Annotated in this window: 12 protein-coding genes; 2 read left to right on the forward strand and 10 right to left on the reverse strand. The window is 72.0% G+C overall.

The features are described 5' to 3' along the window. Positions 1-26: 26 nt before the first annotated feature. From E2E34_RS17485 to pyrG, 6 genes are all read right to left on the reverse strand, one after another. Complete coding sequence (locus E2E34_RS17485) at positions 27-650, reverse strand: hypothetical protein (protein ID WP_138902854.1); 624 nt, start codon at positions 648-650, stop codon at positions 27-29. Next, entirely contained in the window at positions 635-1,756 is a 1,122-nt protein-coding gene (locus tag E2E34_RS17490; RefSeq protein WP_069935438.1) for a ParA family protein, read from the reverse strand. Before E2E34_RS17490 ends, E2E34_RS17485 begins: the two co-directional genes overlap by 16 nt. Before the next feature lie 380 nt (positions 1,757-2,136). Beyond that, positions 2,137-3,252, reverse strand: coding sequence for an alanine dehydrogenase (gene ald, locus E2E34_RS17495; RefSeq protein WP_138902863.1), 1,116 nt, complete (start codon positions 3,250-3,252; stop codon positions 2,137-2,139). A gap of 145 nt (positions 3,253-3,397) precedes the next feature. Beyond that, positions 3,398-5,437 (reverse strand): tetratricopeptide repeat protein, encoded by a 2,040-nt coding sequence (locus E2E34_RS17500; RefSeq protein ID WP_138902855.1) that lies wholly within the window; start codon positions 5,435-5,437, stop codon positions 3,398-3,400. A gap of 161 nt (positions 5,438-5,598) precedes the next feature. Further along, positions 5,599-6,225, reverse strand: a complete 627-nt coding sequence (locus E2E34_RS17505; protein ID WP_138902856.1) for an NUDIX domain-containing protein — start codon at positions 6,223-6,225, stop codon at positions 5,599-5,601. An 83-nt stretch (positions 6,226-6,308) separates the two neighbouring features. Beyond that, entirely contained in the window at positions 6,309-7,982 is a 1,674-nt protein-coding gene (pyrG, locus tag E2E34_RS17510; RefSeq protein WP_138902857.1) for a CTP synthase, read from the reverse strand. A gap of 446 nt (positions 7,983-8,428) precedes the next feature. On the opposite strand from pyrG, the gene E2E34_RS17515 reads away from it, so the two are divergent. Beyond that, on the forward strand, positions 8,429-10,231 hold the full coding sequence (locus tag E2E34_RS17515; RefSeq protein WP_138902858.1) for a glycoside hydrolase family 15 protein: 1,803 nt from the start codon (positions 8,429-8,431) through the stop codon (positions 10,229-10,231). Here E2E34_RS17515 and E2E34_RS17520 read toward each other — a convergent pair whose 3' ends face one another. Both E2E34_RS17520 and E2E34_RS17525 read right to left on the reverse strand, forming a co-directional pair. Then, the gene (locus E2E34_RS17520; RefSeq protein ID WP_138902859.1) at positions 10,232-11,860 is read right to left on the reverse strand and encodes a flavin monoamine oxidase family protein; all 1,629 of its coding nucleotides are present in this window, start codon (positions 11,858-11,860) and stop codon (positions 10,232-10,234) included. Between the two features lie 10 nt (positions 11,861-11,870). Beyond that, positions 11,871-13,382 carry an APC family permease gene (locus tag E2E34_RS17525; RefSeq protein ID WP_138902860.1) on the reverse strand — a complete coding sequence of 504 codons (1,512 nt, stop codon included), beginning with the start codon at positions 13,380-13,382 and terminating at the stop codon, positions 11,871-11,873. Between the two features lie 235 nt (positions 13,383-13,617). Here E2E34_RS17525 and E2E34_RS17530 point away from each other — a divergent pair, with 235 nt between their 5' ends. Beyond that, positions 13,618-15,246 carry a PucR family transcriptional regulator gene (locus E2E34_RS17530; protein WP_138902861.1) on the forward strand — a complete coding sequence of 543 codons (1,629 nt, stop codon included), beginning with the start codon at positions 13,618-13,620 and terminating at the stop codon, positions 15,244-15,246. A gap of 53 nt (positions 15,247-15,299) precedes the next feature. On the opposite strand, the gene E2E34_RS17535 is transcribed toward E2E34_RS17530, so the two are convergent. Together E2E34_RS17535 and recN are read right to left on the reverse strand one after the other, a co-directional pair. Further along, positions 15,300-16,403: a glycosyltransferase family 4 protein gene (locus E2E34_RS17535; protein WP_138902862.1), complete on the reverse strand. Its 1,104-nt coding sequence runs from the start codon at positions 16,401-16,403 to the stop codon at positions 15,300-15,302. A gap of 261 nt (positions 16,404-16,664) precedes the next feature. Continuing rightward, positions 16,665-18,383, reverse strand: a complete 1,719-nt coding sequence (recN, locus tag E2E34_RS17540; RefSeq protein ID WP_138902864.1) for a DNA repair protein RecN — start codon at positions 18,381-18,383, stop codon at positions 16,665-16,667. Positions 18,384-18,463 lie beyond the last annotated feature (80 nt).

Raw genomic sequence — 18,463 nt, forward strand, 5'->3', positions numbered from 1 at the left:
AGATGTGTATAAGAGCCAGGGTCCGGTCAGCGCCCGCGCAGGCGCCGTACGAGAATGCTCGCGTCGCCGCGCGACTCCAGGTCGGCGAGTACGACGGCCACCGCCTCGCGCACGATCCGGCCACGGTCGACGGCGAGCCCGTGCTCCCCGCGCAGCACCAGCCGGGCGTGCTCCAGGTCCATCAGTTCCTCGGCCGAGACGTAGACGGTGATCTTCTCGTCGTGGCGTTCGCGTCCGCTCGGGCGGCGATTCGCCCCGCGCCCGCCCCTGCGGCGCGGCTGGGCACCCGCGACGGGACCCGCAGGACGCTGCTGGGCGGCCTGCTGGGAGGGCGGCTGCCCTTCGGGGGCCCGGCGCGCCTTGACGGCGGCAGCGGCGGCCTGGTCGCCCTCCACGGCCCTGTTGCGATGCCCGCCGGCCTCCGCGTCGGCGGCGGAGTGCTCCGCCCCCTCGCGGCCGCCGGCCTGACCCGCGCCCGGCGCGCCCTCGGACGGCTCGGCCGCCGCGCCGGGGTCGCTCTCGGCCGCCGGTCCCGGCACCCGTGCCTCGCCGTTGACGGGCGGGCGCCGCGGGGAGGAGGACTGCAGCGCCGTTCCCCCGGTCGTGCGGAACAGCTCGTCGGCCCCCGGCAGACTCACTCGGCGTGACACCGGGCGAGCACCTCCCTGGCGAGCTGGCGATAAGCGGCCGCACCGACCGAGTTGGAGGCGTACGTCGTGATCGGCTCACCGGCGACCGTGGTCTCCGGGAAGCGGACGGTACGTCCGATCACCGTGTGGTAGACGTGCTCGTCGAAGGCCTCCACGACGCGCGCCAGCACCTCACGGCTGTGCACCGTGCGGGAGTCGTACATCGTGGCGAGGATGCCGTCGAGCTCCAGGTCGGGGTTGAGCCGCTCCTGGACCTTCTCGATCGTCTCGGTCAGCAGGGCCACGCCGCGCAGCGCGAAGAACTCGCACTCCAGCGGCACGATCACCTTGTGAGCGGCCGTCAGGGCGTTCACGGTGAGCAGGCCGAGCGACGGCTGACAGTCGATCACGATGTAGTCGTAGTCGGCCATCAGCGGCTTGAGCGCGCGCTGAAGTGTCGACTCGCGCGCGACCTCGCTGACCAGCTGGACCTCGGCGGCCGACAAGTCGATATTGCTCGGCAGCAGGTCCATGTTGGGGACCGCGGTCTTCAGGAGGACCTCGTCGGCCGACATGCCCCGCTCCATGAGCAGGTTGTAGACCGTCAGGTCGAGTTCCATCGGGTTGACGCCGAGACCGACCGACAGGGCTCCCTGCGGGTCGAAGTCGACGAGCAGGACCCGTCGCCCGTACTCCGCGAGCGCCGCACCCAGGTTGATGGTCGACGTCGTCTTGCCGACGCCGCCCTTCTGGTTGCACATGGCGATGATCTTCGCGGGGCCGTGATCGGTGAGCGGGCCCGGGATAGGGAAGTACGGCAGCGGCCGTCCGGTCGGGCCGATCCGCTCGCGGCGCTGGCGGGCAGCGTCGGGTGCGAGGGTGGCCGCGTACTCGGGGTCGGGCTCGTACTCGGCATCGGGATCGTAGAAGTGCCCCTCGGGCACCTCGTCGAAGTCGGCGAAACGGGTGGTGGACTTGTCCCCACTCTGGTCGCCGGCCATGGCGTTCACGTGTAGGCCGTCCATGCTCTGGTGGGCTGTCGTCATGTGCTGATGAGTGGCGAAGGTGCGGACAGCGACGGAGCCGACAGCCTGGAGCCCCGATGGGCCCTGGCCCCGTGCGGGCATCCCTGGTTGACCACCCCCGGGAGTAAATGTCGACTCATTCACAAGTCGTCTTACCTCCTTGGACGTGACCAGGAAACTTATCGATAGGTCAGCGTGGCACCATGCCGACGGTTGGCGACTCTATGGCGTGTCACCGGTCCGCAGCAACACAATCGGCCGGACGCGGCCCGATGTGTCGGCAATGGAACACCCCTGTGTCAAGGGTGCGCGGACGCGAAAGAGAGGCGCCGACCGCGCGTTTCGAGGGGTCGCGAAACGGTTAAAGGGTTACGTTCACGGCGAGTTGAACGCGTGCGCGCCAGCGGTCGCAAACGCGTCCGGCCGGACCCTGTCGACAAGGTCCGGCCGGTTGCGTGAGGTTGACGACTTTCGTTGACGCGTCAGCCGAGCAGCGTGCTCAGTTCCACGTGCGGCAGCGCGTGGGCCTCGGCCACCTCGCGGTAAACGACCTGGCCGTCGTGGGTGTTGAGGCCCTTGGCCAGGGCGGCGTCGCGGCGCAGCGCCTCCACCCAGCCGCGGTTCGCGAGCTCGACGATGTACGGCAGCGTGGCGTTCGTCAGCGCGTACGTCGAGGTGTTCGGGACGGCGCCCGGCATGTTCGCGACGCAGTAGAAGACCGAGTTGTGGACGTTGAACGTCGGCTCGGCGTGCGTCGTCGCGTGCGAGTCCTCGAAGCAGCCACCCTGGTCGATCGCAATGTCGACAAGAACACTTCCGGGCTTCATCTTGGCGACGAGCTCGTTGGTGACGAGCTTCGGGGCCTTGGCGCCGGGGATCAGGACCGCGCCGATGACGAGGTCGGCCTCGACGACGGCCTTCTCCAGCTCGAAGGAGTTGGAGACGATCGTCTTGACCTTGGTGCCGAAGACCTTGTCGGCCTCGCGCAGCTTGTTGATGTCACGGTCGAGCAGGGTCACGTGGAAGCCCATGCCGACGGCGATCTGCGTGGCGTTCCAGCCGGAGACGCCACCGCCGATGACGACGGCCTCGCCGGCCGCCGTGCCCGGGACGCCGCCCGGCAGCACGCCGCGGCCGCCGACCGAGCGCATCAGGTGGTACGCGCCGACCTGCGGGGCCAGCCGGCCCGCGACCTCGGACATCGGGGCGAGCAGCGGCAGGGCGCGGTTCGCGGTCTCGACCGTCTCGTAGGCGATCGCGGTGGTGCCGGACGCCAGCAGCGCGTCCGTGCACTCGCGGGAGGCGGCGAGGTGGAGGTAGGTGAAGAGGGTCTGGTCCTTGCGGAGGCGGTGGTACTCCTCGGCAATGGGCTCCTTGACCTTCAGCAGCAGGTCAGCGGTGGCCCAGACCTCATCGGCGGTCGCCAGGATCTGCGCACCGGCGGCGACGTACTCACCGTCCGTGATCGAAGATCCGACGCCGGCGTTCTGCTCGACGAAGACCTGGTGGCCGTGGCGCACCAGCTCGTGCACGCCGGCGGGGGTGATGGCCACCCGGAACTCGTTGTTCTTGACCTCGCGGGGGATGCCGACCTTCACGTCGATCACGGTCCTTGGCTCAGGGGGAAAAGTGGGTCATTGCCATACATACCCAGGTACGCACGGCACACCCGGGCAACACCGCAGCATGACGCGGCAGAGCCAGTCTAATGAAGGATTTCCCGCTGTCTAGCCTTACAAAGCATCAATCTCTCGCCGAAGTACTGCGGATTTCGTAGGCAGAACCCTCGTCTCCCAGCAGTCTTTCCGCAGCGTTCCTGTGCAGCCGGGCCGCCGCCGGGTCCCCCAGCCGGTCGAGCGTGTCCGCGAGCCGCAACTCCAGTGCCGCGTGCAGCCGTACGTCCTCGGCCCGCCGCGCCCACTCCACGGCCTCGCGGCAGGTGCGCAGCGATTCCTCGGGCCGTCCCGCGTACTCCTGCACCCGGGCCACTTCGCTCAACGCCCGTGCGTGGCCCGGCAGATCACCGGCCTTGCGGTGTCCCGCGGCCGAGGCCCGCCAGTTGCGCAGCGCCTCGCCGTAGCGGCCCGCGTAGGTGTGGACGGCCCCGAGCCGCCCGTACAGCCGTGCCGCGTCCGCCCGTTCCCCCCGGGTCAGCCGCTGTTCCAGCGCCCGGCCGTACCAGTCGGAGGCGCGCTGCCAGTCCCCCAGTTCCTGGTACGTACCGCCTACGGATTCCATCGCACGGCCTGTCGCGTACGGGTCACCCGCCGCCCGTCCGGCGTCCAGCGCGGCCCGGTAGCGCGCCAGCGCTTCCTGCGTCCGCCCGGTCCGGGCGTCCAGATCCGCGAGGTTCAGCAGTGCGGCTGCCTTCTCGCGGTGCAGACCGCACCGCTCGGCGACGTCGAGTACGAGCCGGTGCAGCCCGTACAGCTCGGGAGCCGCCGCCTCGGTGCCCCGGTGGGCGGCGAGTGCCCGTACCAGCGCGGCCACCAGCCGCCTGGCCAGGGTGTCGAGCTCTCCGTCCTCGACGGCCATCCGGGCCGAGGCGAGCAGGGCGGGCTGCCGGATCCGCAGCCATTCGGCGGCGGCCGGAACATTGGGAAAGCGCAGCGCGCGCGGCAGCCCGGCGAGCTTTTTCCGGGCCGGCGAGCCGTCGGGTTCGGTGATCGCCCGGCACGACTGGAGGCGGCGCACTGTCCGCTCCAGCATCCTGGCCCGGGCCAGCTGTACCTCGGCGGGCCGGTCGCGGTCCTCCATCAGCGCCCTCATCAGCGGCGCGAGGCAGCCGGGGACCTCGTACTGCCTGCCGTCCGCCCGGTGCAGCAGGCCGAGCGCGGCGAAGTCGTCCAGTGCCGTCTGGGCCCCGGAGACGGAGCAGCCGGCCAGCGCGGACGCGGTGTGCGCGTCCACGACGCCGGCCGGCGCCAGGGCCAGCAGCCGCAGCATCCTGGCCGACGGCTGCGGAAGCGACTCGTACACGAACCGGAACGTGCGGGCGAGCGGCCGCGCGCCGGTGGGCTCGCCCGGGTCGACGGGCATGTCGTGCAGCCGCTTCGTGACATCGGCGACCGACGCCTTGGGGCTGGCGGCGAGCCAGCCGCCGATCAGCGTGAGCGCGGCGGGCTGCCCCCCGCACTCCTCGGCGAGCGAGTCGGCGGCGGTCGGATCGACGGTGATCCGCACCGCGCCCGTGAAGCGGCCGAGCAGTTCCACGGCGGATCCGGTGTCCAGGCCGCCGATGGTGCAGGGCCGCACGCCGGGGATGCCGGTGAGCGGGCCCCGGGCCGTGGCCACGACCAGGCAGTCCGGGTTGCCCGGCAGCAGCGGGTCGACCTGCTCGGCGTCGGCGGCGTCGTCGAGGAGCAGCAGGACACGCCGGTGCGCGAGTGCCTCGCGGACCAGCTCGGACAGCTCGTCGTCACCGGCCCCCGGCGGGACCGGGACGTCGAGCTCGTCGAGCAGGGCGCGGGCGGTCCGCTCGGTGGGGACGCGCTCGCCACCCGGGTCCGTCAGACGGGCACGGAGCGTGCCGTCGGGGTAGTCGCCGGCGAGGTTCGCCGCCAGTGCGGCGGCCAGGGCGGTGCGGCCCGAACCCGGGCGGCCGGCGATCAGCAGCACCCGCGCCCGGGGAGTTCTGCGGCCGGCGAGGGTGTCGAGTCCGGCCCGCTCGATGTCGTCCCGCAGCTCTTTCAGCTCGCGTACTCTGCCGAAGAACTCGCCCGTCGTCCGCCCTGCCGCGGAACCCGCCGCCATGCCGCTGGTGTCCACCGCCTGATCCGTCACGGGCCACGCTCCCGTCCGCCTGCGCACAAGCCCGCCGCGACTGCGGTCGGGAACTTCGAGCGTAGTTCACGCTCTGCTACGAACCGTGCGGAGCGCGGCGGGTGGATCACCCGTTCGGATCAGCGGATTTTCAGATGACCGTCACCATCGGACGATGATCGTCACGCCTCGAACGGACGGGCGGGCCACGGCGCGTCGGCGGGGCGCAGGGCCTCGACGCCGTCGCCCGCGAGCGCGGCGCTGAGCGCCAGCACTCCGACGGCCAGGCAGGTGTTGTGCAGTTCGCCGGCGAGCACGCCCCGCACGAGGTCCCGCAGGGGGACCCGGGCGAGCTCCATGTCCGCCTCTTCCTCCTCGACCTCGAAGCGCTCGCCCTCGACGTCGGACAGACCGCGGGCGAAGAAGATCCGTACGGCCTCGTCGCAGCCGCCCGGCGTCGGAAAGACGTCGGTCAGCACGTGCCACTCCTCGGCCTTGACGTGCGCCTCTTCGTACAGCTCGCGCTGTGCGGCGCCCAGCGGGTTCTCACCGGGCACGTCGAGCAGCCCGGCCGGGATCTCCCAGAGCCGGTGCCGCACGGGGTGGCGGTACTGGCGGATGACCAGGACACGGTCGTTCTCGTCGAGGGCGAGGACGGCCACGGAGCCGGGGTGCACCTGGTAGTCGCGGCGGACGACGTTCCCGTCGGGCATGACCACGTCGTCCGTGCGGACACTCGTCTTGTTGCCCGTGAAGGGGACAGCGGTCGCGGTGACCTGCCACTCCTCGGGGGTGTCCTTGATGGCCATGAAAGCGTCCTCCCAGTGCGGAAAGCAGAAAACCGGGGTACCGGCCCAAAAGGCCCGTACCCCGGCAACCGTATCTCCTGCGCCTACTTGCCGGCCGAGCCGGTCTTGAGCCCGGCCTGCTGCCGCTCGACGGCCGCCTTCACCAGGCCCGCGAAGAGCGGGTGGGGGCGGGTCGGGCGGGAGCGGAGCTCGGGGTGCGCCTGGGTGGCGACCAGGTAGGGGTGCACCTCGCGCGGGTACTCGACGTACTCGACGAGCTTGTTGTCGGGGGACGTTCCGGAGAAGACGATGCCCGCCTTCTTCTCCAGCTCCGCGCGGTAGGCGTTGTTCACCTCGTAGCGGTGGCGGTGGCGCTCGTCGACGTACGGCTGGTCGCCGTAGACCTCACGGACGATCGAGCCCTCCGCGAGCTTGGCCGGGTACAGGCCCAGGCGCATGGTGCCGCCCAGGTCGCCCGCGCCCTCGACGTAGGCGAGCTGCTCCTCCATGGTGGAGATCACCGGGTGGGAGGTGGCGGCGTCGAACTCGGTGGAGTTGGCGTCCTCGATGCCGGCCAGGTTGCGCGCGGCCTCGACGACGATGCACTGCAGGCCGAGGCACAGGCCGAGCAGCGGGACCTTGTTCTCGCGGGCGTACTGGATCGCGCCGACCTTGCCGTTGACGCCGCGCTCGCCGAAACCGCCCGGGATGACGATCGCGTCGACGTCACCGAGCTGGTTCTGGGCGCCCGCCTGCGTCTTGCAGTCGTCGGAGGTGACCCACTTGACCTTGACGCGGGCCTTGTTCGCGAAGCCGCCCGCCCGCATGGCCTCGGTGACCGACAGGTACGCGTCGGGCAGGTCGATGTACTTGCCGACCAGCGCGACCGTGACCTCGTGGTCGGGGTTGTGGACGCGGTCCAGCAGGTCCTCCCACTGGGTCCAGTTCACGTCGCGGAACGGCAGGTCCAGCTTGCGCACCACGTACGCGTCCAGACCCTCGGTGTGCAGCACCTTCGGGATGTCGTAGATCGACTTGGCGTCGATCGCGGCGACCACCGCGGCCTCGTCGACGTCGCACATCAGCGAGATCTTGCGCTTGATGGACAGCGGCACCTCGCGGTCGGCGCGCAGCACGATGGCGTCCGGCTGGATACCGATGTTGCGCAGCGCCGCGACCGAGTGCTGCGTCGGCTTGGTCTTCAGCTCACCGGACGGGCCGATGTAGGGGAGCAGCGAGATGTGGACGACGAAGACGTTGTCACGGCCGACCTCGTGGCGGACCTGGCGGACGGTCTCCAGGAAGGGCAGCGACTCGATGTCGCCGACCGTGCCGCCGACCTCGGTGATGACCACGTCGACGTCGTCGGTGGCCATGCGCCGGATGCGGTGCTTGATCTCGTTGGTGATGTGCGGGATGACCTGCACCGTGTCGCCCAGGTACTCGCCGCGCCGCTCCTTGGCGATGACCTGCGAGTAGACCTGGCCGGTGGTGACGTTGGCCGAGCCGTCGAGGTCGACGTCGAGGAACCGCTCGTAGTGGCCGATGTCCAGGTCGGTCTCGGCGCCGTCGTTGGTGACGAACACCTCGCCGTGCTGGAAGGGGTTCATCGTGCCGGGGTCGACGTTCAGGTACGGGTCGAGCTTCTGCATCGTGACCCGCAGGCCCCGCGCCTTGAGCAGCGCACCCAGGCTGGAGGCCGTCAGGCCCTTACCGAGGGAGGAGGCGACACCCCCGGTGACGAAGATGTGCTTGGTCGTCATGGATTTGGGCGGCATCGCCAAGAGGGGGCTCCCGTGGTCGCGAAGTGAGGTGCGTACCGGCCGCCGGCCCGGAATCCGGGTGGTGCCGTCGCTGCGGTTTCGGGGCGCCTGATCGTCACAGACTGGCCACCGGTCCACGGGGTACCAGCCTATCAGCGACGGGAGGAGGCCGCTTCCGGCCACGCGCCGCGACGCGGGCCGTACAGGCGGCTACCGGCCGCCCGTGGCTCAACCGGGCCCTCACACAACTCACCCGTAGCGCGGCCGTTCGGCGGACTCGTGTTGCCGGTACCGTCGCGCAGAGCACTTGGCTGCGACGTATCCTGCTCGGATACATCGCTGCGAGCCGGCCGGCGAAGGCACCATCCCCGCCCGCTCCCGGGACCAAGAGCTCGTCGGAAATCCCCTGACCGCAAGTGCCCCATGGGGGCGAACGTGGCCGTTCGACTGGAGATTGCAACGTGGCCGGGCGCATCGAGGACTACGCACTTATCGGAGACATGCAGACAGCGGCGCTGGTCTGCAGGGACGGCACGATCGACTGGCTGTGCCTCCCCCGCTTCGACTCACACGCCATTTTCGCCGGCCTGCTCGGCACCGAGGAGCACGGCTTCTGGCGCATCGGCCCCGCCCACGCGGCCGACGCGGGGCCCCCGGCCGCGGCCCGCCGCCGCTACCGCGGGGACTCCCTGATCCTCGAATCCGAGTGGGACACCCCGCGCGGGACCGTCAGGGTGACGGATTTCATGCCGCCGCGTGACGGCGCCCCCCAGGTGATCCGGATCGTCGAGGGCGTCAGCGGCCGGGTGCGGATGCGCTCCGCCCTGCGCATGCGCTTCAGTTACGGGCGCGTGGTGCCGTGGGTCCACAAGGTCGACACGCGCACGGTCGCCGTCGCGGGGCCCGACGCGGTGTGGCTCGACGCCGACACCGACACGTACGGCAAGGACCTGACGACGTACTCCGACTTCACCGTCGCGCCCGGCGACCGGATCGCCTTCACCATCAGCTGGCAGCCCTCGCACAAGGCGGAGCCGCCGCTGCCGGATCCCGAGGCATCGCTGGAGGCAACGGCCGAGTTCTGGAGCGACTGGGTCGAGCAGTGCACGTACCACGGGCCCTACCGCGAGCCCGTCATCCGCTCGCTGATCACCCTGAAGGCCCTGACGTACGCCCCGACGGGCGGCATCGTCGCCGCGCCGACGACCTCGCTCCCGGAGGAGATCGGCGGCGTACGCAACTGGGACTACCGCTACACGTGGCTGCGCGACGCGGCGATCACCCTGTCGTCGCTGCTGCGCACCGGCTACCGCGAGGAGGCGCGCGCCTGGCGCGAGTGGCTGCTGCGGGCGGTCGCGGGCGACCCGGAGAACCTCCAGATCATGTACGGCATCGCGGGCGAGCGCGAGCTGGGCGAGGCGGAGCTGGACTGGCTGCCCGGCTACGAGAACTCGACGCCCGTACGCGTCGGGAACGGCGCGGCGCACCAGTTGCAGCTGGACGTGTACGGCGAGGTCACCGAGGCGCTGCACCTGGCCCACATGACGGGTCTGACGCGCAACGACTACGCCTCGCTGCTCCAGCTGAAGCTGATCCGCTACCTGGAGGACCACTGGGACCAGCCGGACGAGGGCATCTGGGAGGTGCGCGGCCCGCGCCGCCACTTCGTGCACTCCAAGGTGATGGCCTGGGTCGCCGTCGACCGGACGATCAAGCTGATCGAGATGGGTGACGCGGACGGCCCGGTGGAGAAGTGGCGCGAGCTGCGCGACGAGATCCACCGCACGGTCTGCGAGAAGGGTTACGACCCGGAGCGCAACACCTTCACGCAGTCGTACGGCTCCAAGGAGCTGGACGCCTCCCTGCTCCTCATCCCGCAGGTCGGCTTCCTGCCGCCCGACGACAAGCGGGTCATCGGCACGATCGAGGCGATCCAGCGCGAGCTGTCCACGGAGGACGGTTTCGTACTGCGCTACCCGACCGCGGGGGACGACGCGGGCCTGGACGGCCTGGAGGGCGACGAGGGCGCGTTCCTGGCGTGCTCGTTCTGGCTCGCCGACGACCTGGCGATGATCGGGCGGGTCGACGAGGCGCGCAAGCTCTTCGAGAAGCTGCTGGGGCTGCGCAACGACCTGGGGCTGCTCGCCGAGGAGTGGGACTCCCGGCTGCAGCGCCAGGTCGGCAACTTCCCGCAGGCCTTCAGCCACGTGCCGCTGATCGACACGGCACTGCGGCTGACGGCGAGCGGTGCGTACGGCGGCTGACTAGAGCAGCTTGCCGATCACCTGGCGGGCGGCGCGTTCCCCTTCGGTCGCGCCGCCCTCCATGAAGCCCTGGAAGTCGTAGCTGCAGTGCTCGCCGGCGATGTGGACGTTCCCCTGCGGAGTGCCCTCGTAGCCGGCGTAGCGGTGCAGGTAGCCGACGGGCCAGTACGAGTACGCGCCCAGGGCGTACGGGTCGCGGTGCCAGGCGGACAACTGGGCCTTCCCGGTCCACGTTCTCGACGTTCCCGGGAAGAACGCGTCCACTTCCCGGGAACGGCGCGCGGCGAGTTCCCGTACGTAGGGGTCCGACTCGGTGGCGAAGGGTGTGGCCGGGGCGAGCTCCCTGGCGAGCCGGCCGCTGCCGTACTGGATGAGGATGCCGCCGGTCCCGGGCTGCAGCTTGGTGGTGTCCCAGGTCTGCTGTACGTCGCTGTCGGTGAAGCAGTCGCCCGCCGACACCCCGGGCCAGGGGCCCGAACCCCGCCACGGACGCGCCGAGAACTGCATGTTGAGCTTGGTGCAGTGGCCCATGCGGGCATCGCGCAGCAGATTCCTCATGCGCGGGTCGAATCCCGCGGCCGAGAAGTCGAGGCTCTGGAGAACGGGCAGCGGCACGCACAGGACGGTGTGGTCCGCGGTGACGGTCGTGGTCGTTCCCCCGTTGGTGAAGGTAAGGGTCTGGGTGCCATTGGCGTTGGCCCTTACCGCGGTCAGCCGCATCCCCATCCGGATCGTGCCCGCCGGCAGGGCCTGCGCGACGGCGCGCGGGAGCTGGTCGTTGCCGCCGGTGATGTGGTACCGCTCGTTGGACAGCCCCCATACGTTGAAGTGACCCGGGTTCGGCTGGTAGCCCATCAGGAGCACCAGGGCGAGCGCCGACTGCTCGGACGTGTCGGCGCCGTATTCCACGTTGTAGGCGACGTCGATGAAGCGGCCGAGCGACGAGGAGTGGCCGCCGGGCACGCGGGAGTCGATCCACTGGTGGATCGACATGGTGTCGAGGGCGGTCCCGGCCGGGGTGCTCTCGTCCCACCTCACCTCGCCCGCTTCCTGGAGGTCGCGGTGGAGGGCCTGGAAGACGTCCTTGAAGTCCTCGTCGGCCTGCTCGCGCGGGTAGTAGGCCCCGTTGAACCAGAGCACCTCCTCGGCGCCGTTCGGACCGCCGCCCAGGAAGTCCTCCGTCGCCAGGCCGAAGCGGCGGCACAGTTCGAGGATCTTCTTGTGGCTGGTGTCGATGAGCTCCCCGCCGATTTCGGAGGTCTGCCCGTACGCCCAGTGGTCCCGCTGGGTCCACATGCGGCCGCCGACCCGGGCGGGGTTCGCCTCGTAGAGGGTGCAGCCGAGGCCCGCGTCCTTGAGGGTCAGCGCGGCGGTGAGGCCGGCTATGCCCGCGCCGACCACCGCGATCCTGGGCGCCGCCGCGCCCGGGGCGGCCGTCGGGACCGGCGCGGCGTGGGCGGCGGCAGCGGGGCCGGCCAGGGCGGCGCCCAGGCCGAGGGCGGCGGCCCGGGCGAGCAGTTCACGGCGGCTGGAGCCGCGGACGTCGGCGGCGGGCATGCGCAGCCTGCGGGCGGCGGCGTGCTCGGCGGCGAGCTGTCGCAGTGCGTGCATGACGGGCGTACGGGACATGGCGAGCTCCTCAGACGGTCGCGGCTGGCTGACTGGTCTGGCTGTCGTCGGTGCGCTCGGCCGCGTCCTCGAGGACGATCCGGCCGATGATCTCGTAGCGCTCGGGCTGCTTGGTCTTGAGGTGGAAGCCGAGTCCCAGGCCGCCGAAGAAGACGAGGCCGACGATCCACGGGATCAGCTCGAAGAACAGGGAGTCGGCGGCGAGCCCGGCCGCGGTCTCCATGTTGAGCACGAGCAGGACGACGACAGCGATCATGCCGATGCCGCCCAGGAGCGGAGCGGTGAAGGTCCGGAACCAGTGCCGGTCCTCCGGGTGGTTCTTCCGGAAGTAGCCGATCACCGCGAACGAGCAGAGCGTCTGGACGATGAGGATCGCCATCGTGCCGAGGATCGCCAGGAGCGTGTAGAGGTGGATGTACGGGTCCTCACCGGCCAGCCAGAAGGCGGCGACCAGGAGGGTGGCGATGCCGGACTGGACGTACGACGCGATGTACGGCGACCCGTGCGAGCGGTGCGTACGGCCGAGGGCGGGGTGCAGGAAGCCCTCCCGGCCGATCGCGTACAGGTAGCGCGAGGCGCACTGGTGGAAGGCCATGCCGCAGGCGAACGAGCCGGTGAGCAGCAGCCACTGGAACGCGTCGACGGCCCACGCCCCGATGAACGCCTGCGTCGGATCGAAGAAGAGATCGAGCGGCGACGCCGAGGACGACACCTTGACCGAGCCGTCGAGGCCGTTGCCCGCGATCGTCATCCAGGAGACGTAGATGTAGAAGAGCCCCACCCCGACCACCGAGATGATCGTCGCGCGCGGGATGACGCGCTTCGGGTCGCGGGACTCCTCGCCGTACATCGCGGTGGACTCGAAGCCGACCCACGACCAGAAGGCGAAGAAGAGCCCGAGCCCCGCCGACGTTCCGGTGAAGGCGTTGACCGGGTTGATCGGTTCCACGGGGATGCCGTCGGGGCCGCCGCCCGCGAGCAGGACCGCGGTGGCGACGGCGAAGAGGACCGCGATCTCGGCGACGAGCATGACGCCGAGGGCCTTGGCGGTGATGTTGATGTCGAAGTACGCGAGGACGCCGGTGACGGCGAGCATCCCGGCGGCGTACACGATCCAGGGGAGGTCGACGCCGAGCTGGTCGGCGACGGTCGTCCGGCCGAAGTAGGCGAAGATGCCGACGATCGACGCCTCGAAGACGATGTACGCGAGGACGGCGAGCATCCCGGACGCCATGCCGGCGATGCGGCCGAGGCCGTGCGAGATGTATCCGTAGAAGGCTCCGGCGGCGGTGATGCGCTTGGCCATGGCGACGTACCCGACCGAGAAGACGGTCAGGACGAGGGTCGCGAAGAGGTAGCCGGCCGGGGCGCCCGTTCCGTTGCCGAAGCCGACGGCGATGGGGAGGTTTCCGGTCATGGCGGTGATCGGCGCCGCGGTGGCGACCGCCATGAAGACCACACCGACCAGTCCCACCGAGTTCGCCTTGAGCCGCTGGACCTGACGTGCGGGTTTGTCAGACATGCCGCGCCCTCTCTGTTGTACGGGGGGCGACAGTCTTGGGCCGGGTGACGCAGACCACAATCGACACGGGGTCACTCAAAAGCGTTGCGGGGGCGACGAGTTGTCGGGGCGCCGGGCGGCGCGACCTGTCCCGTGACCGCGAGGTGATGTTCCTGGGACGGCCACGCGGGTAGCGTCCACCGAATGCGGTGCCTTCCTGGGGCATCGCGGGAACGACGTCACGAGGTACATCGCAGTGGACACGCAAGGCGGCATCACCGTGCAGCGGGCGCTGGAGCTGCCGGGGCTGCGCGGCGGACTCCCCGAGGTCGTCGCCGGCGCCGACCGGCTGAACCGCACCGTGCGCTGGGTGCACGCGGGCGAGGTGCCCAACATCGCCTCGCTGCTCAAGGGCGGCGAGCTGCTCCTGACGACCGGCCTGGGCCTCGGCACCCGCCCCGCCGAGCAGCGTGCCTTCGTACGCCGCCTCGCCGACCGGGGCATCGCCGCCCTGGTCGTGGAGCTGGGCCCGCGCTTCAGCCGGCTGCCCTCGACGATAGTGGAGACCGCGCGGGCGGCCGGGCTGCCGCTCGTCCAGCTGCACCGCGAGGTGGCCTTCGTCTCGGTGACCGAAGAGGTCCACACGGAGATCGTCAACGGCCACTACACCCTGCTGCGACGCGCCGAGGAGGTCCACCGGCGCTGCACGGAGGCGCTCCTCGGCGGCGGTGGGATTCCCCAGGTGCTCGGCATCCTGGCGGACTTCACGGCCAACCCCGTCTTCCTGGAGACGGCGGACGGGCAGCTCCTGTACGCGGCGGGGCCCGAGTCGGGCGACGCGTGCGCCGATCCGCTCCAGGTGTGGGAGGGACTGCGCGGCCAGCGGGAGGCCCGCGAGTCCGGTCCGCCCGCGAACGGCGTGCTGGTGGACGTGCCGGGTGGCGGCCACGGCACGGGAGCGGTACGGGCCAGGATCGCTCTCCTCGCGGTCTCCTCGCCCCTCCTGCCGGTCCACCGGATCGCGGCGGAGCGGGCGGCCGGAATCCTCGCTGTCGTCCTGATGCAGGCACGCCAGGAGGAGGAGCTCGCCGCGCGCGGCCGCGGCGACTTCCTCACCGACCTGGCGGAGGGACGCATCTCCGCGGAGGACGCTCCGGCGCAGGCCAGGGTGCTCGGCTTCAAGCCGGGCGACGGCCCGCTGCTGCCCGTCGTGATGCGCCTGGCGGCCGAGCTGGCGCCGGCGGGCAACTGGGCGGTGCTGGCGCGGGCCGTCCTGGAGGAGCTGTCCTCGGTCGGCGTACCGGTGCTGCTCGGCGTACGCCCCGTGGAGGGCCGCGTACCCCTGCTGCTGGGACTGCGCTCGGAGTCGGAGCGCACGGCGGTCGCCGACCGGGTGGCGGCGGCGTTGCGCGCGGGCGTGGAACGGGCCGGGCTGGAACGGGCGGGCGCGCATCCTCCGGTGGTGGTCGTCGGTGTGGCCGGCGGCTGGACGGCGGCGTCGGCGGGCCTGCGCCACGCGGCCGAGACGGCGACGGCCGCCCAGGGCCTGTCCGACCGGCCCTGGTACGACGCGCGCCGCCTCGACATCGACCTGCTCCTGTGGCGCCTGCGCGAGCACCCGGACCTGGCGGCCTTCGTCGACCGGGCGATCGGGCCCCTGCGCGACCACGACCGCACGTCCCGCCCGCCGCTGCTGCCGACCCTCCAGACGTACCTGGCGCACGCGGGCCGCAAGGCCGAGACGGCCCGTGAGCTGCACCTGAACCGCCAGACCCTCTACAACCGGCTGGCCCGCATCTCCGAGCTCCTCGGCACGGACCTCGACGACCCGCAGACGGTCCTGGCCCTCAGCCTCGCCCTGCGCGCCCGCCGCCACACCACCTAGCCGGCCCGGCACCCCGCCCGGCCGGCCCCCGCGCGTCCCGGCCGGCTCTCGGCTCAGCCGGTCAGCTCGTCGTACACGCTCAGCACCTGCGCCACGGTCTCGTCCTCGGTCGGCCAGGTGGCCGCCTGCGCCCTGCCCGCCCCGGCGAGCCACTGCCGCCGCGCCGGGTCTCCCAGCAGCCGGACGACGGCTTTCCCGAGCACCGCGCCGTCCCCGTACGGAACGAGCTCGGCCGCGTCACCGACCAGCTCCGGCACTCCGCCCACCGCCGTCGCGACCAGCGGGATGCCCGCCCGCAGCGCCTCCTGCGCCAGTACGGAGCGGCCCTCCCACCGGCTGGCGAGCACCGCGACATCGGCGGCGGCGAGCAGCTCCCCGATGTCGTCGCGCCGCCCGACGAGCCGCACGGGCAGCGACTCGGCCTCGATGCGCCGCTGAAGGGCGCCGCGCTCACCGCCCTCGCCGGCCACCACCAGCAGGGGGGTGGGAACCATGTCCCGCCAGGTCCGGGCGGCGTCGAGCAGGTCGTCGTACCCCCGGCTGCGCACGAGGCTTCCGACGGCCATGACCAGCGGCCGGTCGACGGCACCGAGATCGGCCCGGGCCTTGCTCTCGCCGGCGCTCTCGGGCGGACGCGGCGCCGGCACGCTGACGGGCGCGAGCCGCGCGTCGCGGGCCCCCCTGGTACGGGCCCGGTCCACGAGGTCGGACGACGTGCCCAGCACCACGGCCGCCGCCCGGGCCGCCTTCCGCTCCAGCAGCCGCACCAGATGACCGCGCGGACCGTCGTCGTCCGCACGGGTGTGCCAGGTGACCACCAGGGGGATCCGCCGCCCCCGCAGCGCCAGCGCGCTCCGCACGGCGGCGTGCAGTCCGTGGGCGTGCACCAGATCGGCCCCGGCGCAGGCCGCGCGGAGCGCCGCGACGGCGGCCGGATCACTGCGCCGCGGCACGGGGACGAAACGCGCCCCGCAACCGCCGAAGTCGTACGCGCTCTCCACCAGCGCGGGGGCGCACACTGCCACCCGGAGCCCCCGTGCGACGAGCCCGGCGGCCAGCGACCTGACGTGCGCGGTGCTGCCCGCGCTGCCGCCGCCGAGGACCTGGACGACACTCAGCGGCGACCGACCGTACGGCGGGACCGGGGTGCTGCTCACGTCGCGGAGCTCCTGAGTCGGCGTCGAACGGAGGTGGTGCGTCGCTCAGGATGCCAGCCCGTACGCGCGTTCCGGCACCGCGAAAGGGTCCAACCCCTGGTCGCACCAGACCGTTATCACCCACACGGGTGAACAAGGAGCGCGTACACACCCGAACGGGTGGCAAAGCCCCGCCACCCGTGGGCCCCGCGCGGAACTCGCCACCCACGAGCCCCGCGCGGCTCCCGCACCCCACGTGCCGCCGCGCGGCACGGAACCCCGTTACGCCCCGCCGCGCGCCGCGGCCAGCAGCTCCTCCGCGTGCGCCCGGGCGGTCTGCGAATCCTCCTGGCCCGCCAGCATGCGGGACAGCTCCCGCACCCGGTCCTCGCCCTCCAGCACGGTGACCCCGCTCCTGGTGACCGAGCCGTCGTTGGTCTTCTCCACCAGCAGCTGCCGGTCGGCGAAGGCCGCGACCTGCGGCAGGTGCGTCACCACGACGACCTGCGCCGATTTCGCCAGCTTCGCCAGCCGCCGCCCGACCTCGACCGCCGCCTTGCCGCCGACACCCGCGTCGACCTCGTCGAACAGGTAGGTCGGCACGGGGTCGGACCCGGCGAAGACCACCTCCACCGCGAGCATCACCCGGGAGAGCTCACCACCGGAGGCGCCCTTGGCGATCGGCCGCGGCTGCGCACCGGGATGCGGCGCGAGCAGCAGTTCGACCTCGTCGGCTCCGGAGGCCCCGTAGGCCACCGGCCGCCCGCCGACGTCGATCCCCTCGGGGTCCTCGGTCTGCCGGACGTCGATGGTCACCCGGGCGTGCGGCATGGCGAGCGAGGCCAGCTCCTCGGTGACCGCGTCCGCGAACTTCTTCGCCGCCTCGGTCCGCGCGTCGGTCAACGCCTGCGCCAGGGCGCCCAGTTCGTCCCGCAGGGCGTCCCGCTCGGCCGTCAGCTCGCCGATCCGGTCGTCGTCGCCCTCCAGCTCCGTCAGCCGCGCGACGCCGTCCTGCGCCCAGGCGAGCACGGCCCCGACGTCCTCGCCGTACTTGCGCGTGAGCTGGGTGAGCGCCGCCCTGCGCTCCTCCACGGCGGACAGCCGCAGGGGATCGGCGTCGAGGTTGTCGGCGTACCCGGCCAGCTCCCCCGCCACGTCGCCCAGCAGGATCCCGATCTCGCCGATCCGCTCGGCGAGCACCGCGAGAGCCGGATCGTGCGACCGTACGGCGTCCAGCGCCCGGTGGGCCCCGGCGACCAGCGTGGTCGCGTCGACGCTCTCCGGATCCTCGGGGTTCCCGGCGAGCGCGGCGTGCGCGACCGACGCCGCGGAGGCCAGTGCCTCGGCGTGTCCCAGCCGCTCCGCCTCTGCGGCGAGTTCGACGTCCTCGCCGGCGCGCGGTTCGACTGCCGCGATCTCGTCGAGCCCGAAGCGCAGCAGGTCCGCCTCCTGGGCGCGCTCGCGGGCCCGGGTGGTCAGCTCGTCCAGTTCCACCGCGACGGCGCGCAGCCGCCGGTATGCGGCCGCGTACTTCGCGTGCGGCACGGCGACGGCGTCACCCGCGTACCGGTCGAGCGCCTGCCGCTGCCGGGCCGGCCGCAGCAGGCCCTGCTGATCGGTCTGCCCGTGTACGGCGACGAGGTCGTCGGCCAGCTCCGCGAGGAGCCCCACCGGAACCGACCGCCCGCCCACGTGGGCCCGCGATCGGCCCTCGGCCGAGATGGTCCTGCTGACCAGCAGCGCCCCGTCGTCGAGTTCGGCCCCGGCCTCCTGGGCGCGAACCGCGGCGGGCGCGTCGGCGGGCACGGTGATGCGCCCCTCGACGACCGCCGCCTTGGCCCCGATCCGCACGAGGGCGGGGTCGGCGCGCCCGCCGAGCAGCAGCCCGAGGCTGGTGACGACCATGGTCTTGCCCGCGCCGGTCTCACCCGTCACCGCGGTGAACCCCGGTGACAGCTCGACGACGGCGTCATCAATGACGCCCAGCGACCGTATCCGCATCTCCTCCAACACGGACACGACCTTACGAGGTCCCGGCCCTCCATTGCGACGGCCCCCGCACCGACACTCCCCCGCGGGCC

This window comes from Streptomyces albidochromogenes (assembly GCF_005981925.1).
Classification (GTDB): Bacteria; Actinomycetota; Actinomycetes; order Streptomycetales; family Streptomycetaceae; genus Streptomyces; species Streptomyces albidochromogenes.